Source organism: Serratia microhaemolytica (assembly GCF_004011885.1).
Lineage (GTDB): Bacteria > Pseudomonadota > Gammaproteobacteria > Enterobacterales > Enterobacteriaceae > Serratia_G > Serratia_G microhaemolytica.
On the sequence record NZ_SBEF01000066.1, the window covers coordinates 1 to 5329 of the forward strand.

Genomic DNA, 5329 nt, shown 5'->3' on the forward strand with positions numbered 1-5329 from the left:
GCTGGGAGAAAAAGGCTGAAAATTACGAGGCCATGTTGCATTTTGCCTGCGGACTTATTGTGTGGAATAAACTCCTATTGAGATAGGCTCTTATTGTGTGGAATAAACTCCTATTGAGATAGGATCTAAGTCTTTAGCCAGTTCAAGGCGGTCGGTGATATTAAGGGCTTTGCCGAAGCGGAAGACACACTCGATTTTCTCGCTGCCGCTATCGGCGTGTTCCCGGTTGTCGGCGACGCCCTCTTTAGTCAATAATCGGGCGAAAAATGCTCATGCGTTTACGCTGGACTGCATGATCATATTAAAACCACTTAACAACATGATTTTTAAAAACATCACCTCACAACTACCAAGACCTGCGCGCGAACCAATCGCAGGATGCCAGCGCACTGGCACCCACCGATTTAAGCGACTCAACAGCAGTTATCAGAACTTATACCTGACCCCCAGCATCGCCGATTTATCGTCGTAACCCTTTTCACCAAACTGCTGACCAATATTACCCCAGATGCTGACGCTCTGATTCAACTGCCCTTCGAGGCCGAATTTCAGTTCAAACAGGTTACGCTTGCCATCCTCCATCACTCTCATGCCATCCATTGTTACCCCTGAAGGGTTTGAGTTGTAAAGGTAATTGATGTCAAGATAGGTTTTCAGCACCTCACCGTTTTTTGCCTCACTATCATTAGCCAGCGTGATCCCAACCCGCGTTTGCAGATTATCCCTACCAACCTGCTCGATCACCGTGCCGTTACTCTCGGTATGCGTGCCCATCTTCGCGCCGTTATAGGTCAGTTGTAATTGTGGTACAAGATAACCACGATGTTTGTGACTACGGTAGAGCGGTAGCGGGTAACCGCTCTCGATTGAGGCTGCAATGCCATCAATCCGATACCTTTCACCGGCCAACTCCTGCCCGTTCACCGAAGCTTTAAACCAATCATAGTGAACCCAGCCATGCAGATAAGGGCTATGGCGTTCGCTGGCGTTCAGATACCAAGTTGCATAAATACCCAAATTATAGCCATTCAGGCTCTGCCCTGAACTGTAGTGGCTCTTTTTAGCCTCGCTGTCGCCATTACTGTTACCGTACCCGGCGACCACACCAATTGCGAGCCGATCTTGCTCCATCAGGCGTGCCTGAAGCACCTCACCACCCAGTTGTGCCACATAACGCTCACTGGTACTCGAGATCTGACCACTGCTATCAGTAAATTTATTACGTCCACCAACCTGGCGTAACCAGACGCTGCTCTCTTTGTCGCTAATATCATTCACCACATGGGTGTTGATATCATGCAGGCGATTATTAAACAAACGCTTAGCCGCAGCAATATTGGCAATATAACTACCCGATTCCGGCCGATAATCGATCTCCGCTTCTGAACGCAGATACCAGTTACCGTCATTCGGATTCGCTGAAGTGCCACGATAGAGGTAATACTCTAGCGCCCCAGCAACCGCTCGGCCCTTCAGGCTAAATTTGCCCGCAGAGTCACCACTGACCCGAATAATCTGGATACCATTAACGGTTTTTGCTCCCTTCCCGCCAATATTATTCACCTTGACCCAACTTTTCCCTGACGTATTGCCATTGATAATCAGGCGGTCCGTAGGCGAATTATCACCGCCCAGCATCGCATCAAAAACCAACAAGCCACCGTCACCAACATAGTTACCATTAATGGTCAGATTGCTGTAGTCAAAGCCTGTCGCACTACGCCCCACCAGAATAGTACCCCTGTTGGTCAGGTTACCCATCAGTTGACCATCGCCGCCAAAAGTACCGTTAGCCTGCACCACCATGTTGCTGTTCAACACGCTATGGCTTCCGGCTGGTGTTGCCGATTTACTGGCTTTTTTATTCGCTGCTTGCACTGGTGCGGTACCCAGCAGCAACTTGCCATCCTCAACCACCGTGTTGGCGGCACTCACTGCGCTGTTACTGATCTGCAAAGTGCCATGCCCCAATTTGAGAATTGAGCCGCTGCCGCTAATGGCGGTGTTGAGTTGCCAAAAATCTTCGACTACATCGAGTGCCAATACCCCATTATTGGTGACAGTTGCTTGGCCAAAATTCTCCGCCCGTGTTGCGGTTAATTGGCTATCGGTTTGAGTGACAAAGTTGCCACGAAATGCGCTGTTGTCTCCCGTCAGGATCACTTTTGCCTTGTCAGTGACTGAAACTGCACCATTACCCTGTAGCGCATTGACCAAGTTACCGGTGATCCCTTTCAGGACTAATTGACCAGCCAGGTCAATCTTGCCGTAACCGAGCGCCTTCGCCTGGGTCAATACTGCGCTTGCCGCGCTCTCGATGGTGGTTTTACCGCTGTAACGCTGACTATCGGTGTGCAGGGTTAATGTGCCGCCACTGAGGATCAGTTCCCCGTTACCCACCAACTGGCTGGCACTCTCACCGCCGCCAGTCACGGTTAAACGGCCATCGGAGAGGTCAAGCTCACTGCCCAATGCACCATTGAGTGCGCCGACGGTCTGACTGAAACCGTTAAGATCCACCCGTCCGGCGGCACTCAATGACAGATTAGAGGTATTACCCAGCGCACCATCACGGCCGAGTTGCAGCGTACCGGAACGCACCCAGGTAGCACCGGTGTAGCTGCTTTGATAGCCGGCCAAGTTAATAACCGCGTTGACATCGGATGAATCGATAGTGATATCACCACTGCCGATCAATTGAGCAGTTAACCTATTAGAAGAGGTGCCATTGTTGGCCGCTAAACCGGATAACTTCAGCGAGCGGTCACCACGTAACAGCAGATCCAACACCTGCAAACCATAATTGACATACAATCCATCCTGTTGCGCACCGGTGCTGAGGCCATAGCGGAAATGCCCCATCGCCGCCACCTCATTACTATTCGGGTTGGTGATACCTTGCAAATGTGTGTCACCAATCGGTGAACCATGCTCATCGGTCAACACCAGCTCATTACCGGTGCCCTGCGCGGCGCCTTTAGCCAACGTAACAATCTGTACCCCGGTATCCAAATCCAGTGTATTGATACCATCCAGACTGGGCGACAGTGTTGGCGAGAGGTTGACTTGTACCGTACCGCCACCTCGGGTATCAATGGTATCGGCAACAATCGTTCCCGCCGAAGTGACCACGGCGTTGTTCTCGGTCAGATTGTTGTAGACCAGCGTACCGCCATTCATCTCTAGCGCACCGATATTCTGTGTGCCGTCTTCAACCTCGACAACGCTGCCCTGAGAGAGTTTGACATTGCCCTGACGCATTGCCTGGCTGTTGTTGCCCCCCAAGCGGAAACGGCTATTCGACAGGTTCAACGTGCCGCTAAACTGGCTGCCCACTTGTGCGCCAAAGTTAAAATCAGTATTGCTGGTGTCGACATTGATCACACCAGCGCCGAGTAACCTGCTGTAGAAGTTGAACGCGCTGCTACTGTTGATGTTTAACGCATCCTCCGCCGCAGCCACATTAATGGTTGCATTTGCATTCAATAGGTTATCTTGATTCAAAAACAGAGCCGAACCATCACGGATGTTAATCAACCCGGTAAATGCGCTCAGGTTAGTGCCAGTAACACGGATGGCACTGTTTGCCAGGTTAACCGTGCCGTTGCCACTGATTGCCGATACGCTGTTCAACATGGCTGGAGTAGCAGCACCAGCATTATCGAGGGCAAAGTTTAAATTGCTACCCTGCGCGATATCGACAGATCCAGAACCCAAACTGAGGTGTGAGCGTACCGTTAACGCACTGTTATCATTAATCGCAAACCGACCTTGGAACGCACTGTTATCTGCCGACAGTGACATGTTAGCTGCGTTATTCACTGTAATGGTTGAATTAGCAACCCCCTGCAACTGATTGGCGACATCACCGTTCAGCCCAGAGAACACCAGTTGCGACTGGCTATCGGTCAGATTGACTTTTGCACTGCTACTACCGAGATGATTAGCCTCGCTCACCGTCAGCGTGCCGTTCTGATTAATATTGTGCGTGCCACTGAAGTGGTTAGCACCACGCAACGTGACGGCAGCATTGGTGTTGATCACCCCGGCACCACTAAGCAGGTTGGCAAAGCTGCCAGCCGCGTTGAAGTTGAGTGCGCCATTGATAGTGACCGCACTGCTGCCCAGGTTGCCGCTGCCGCTTAAGCTGATCGACGCGCCGTTGGCGATCTGGGTGTTGGCGGTGAAGCCATTGTTCGCGCCGGTGATACTCAAATCGCCGCCTTGTACGTTCAGGGTTCCACTGCCGGTTAATCCGCCGTCAGCACTGGAGCTGCCGCCCTCGGTCAGGTTGAGTGTGCCGCCGGCCAGGTCAATCACCCCGCTGTTGCTGAGCAGGCCGCTGTTGAACAGGCTGTTAGCCAGATTGATCTGTCCGGCATTGGTTAATGCGCCGACGCTCTGGTTAAAGCCGTTGCTGGTTAAACTGGCGCCGTTCTGCACCGTTAACCGTGAACTTTGGCCAAAGGCGTTATCCGATCCCATCAGCACTTGACCGCGCACTGTGGTACTGCCCCGGTAGTCGTTGCTGCTGTTGGCTACGGTGAGTGGCGCGGCACTGCCATCAAACACAATGCCGCCGATGCCGGTCAGCCGTGCAGTTAACCGGCGGTTGCTGGCCGGATCGCTACTGCTGGCAATCAGCAATGCATTGGCATCATCCGCCAGCAGGTTAAGGGTGTGCAGTTGGTAGTTGAGGTACAGTCCCTGTTGACCACTGACACTTGAGTTGGAGAGATGGTAGTCGTAGATCCCCTCAGCAACGGTGATGCCATTTTGCGTGATATCTGACCTCACGCCTTGCACAGGCTGCACTTCGACGCCGTTGAGCCGTAACGTCAAATTGTCGGCACCGCTGGCGCTGTTGGCGTTGGCCAGTGTCATGCCGGTAGCGCCACGGTTCTGATCCAACAGTGACAGGTTGCTTGTGTCGCTGTTGTTCTGGCTAAAGTCGCCGTCGATATTCACTGTGCCGCTGTTGGCGGTAAAATTATCGGTCTGGATCACGCCATCGGCGCGACCATTGGCGATATCACCCACGAAGTTGAGCTGGCCGCCATTGAGTGTCAGGTTGCCGACCGTTTCGTCGCTGAGCGTGCCGGCCTGGCCAACATCGGTGATGCTGCCGCTGTTCAGTGTTAACTTGGCGTTGTTTACCGCCGCGCTGTTGGCACCGGAGAGCGCAAAGCGGCTGTTGTTCAGTTGCACTTCGCCACTGAAGGCGTTGCCAGTACTCTGGGCAAAGTTAAACGCCGCGCCAGCAGTATCGACGCTCAGTAATCCGTTGCCGGTCAGGCGATAGAGGAAGTTAAATGCGCTGCTGCTGCGG

At 52.7% G+C, this 5329-nt stretch carries 1 protein-coding gene and 1 pseudogene; one reads left to right on the plus strand and one right to left on the minus strand.

Going from position 1 to position 5329, the window contains the following annotated elements; all coding sequences use genetic code 11:
• Window positions 1-86: pseudogene (locus EOJ37_RS13500) on the plus strand (IS5/IS1182 family transposase); the annotation flags it as partial.
• A 340-nt stretch (window positions 87-426) separates the two neighbouring features.
• On the opposite strand, the gene EOJ37_RS13510 reads toward EOJ37_RS13500, so the two are convergent.
• A partial coding sequence (locus EOJ37_RS13510; protein ID WP_127960419.1) for an autotransporter outer membrane beta-barrel domain-containing protein occupies window positions 427-5329 on the minus strand: 4903 nt, incomplete at its 5' end.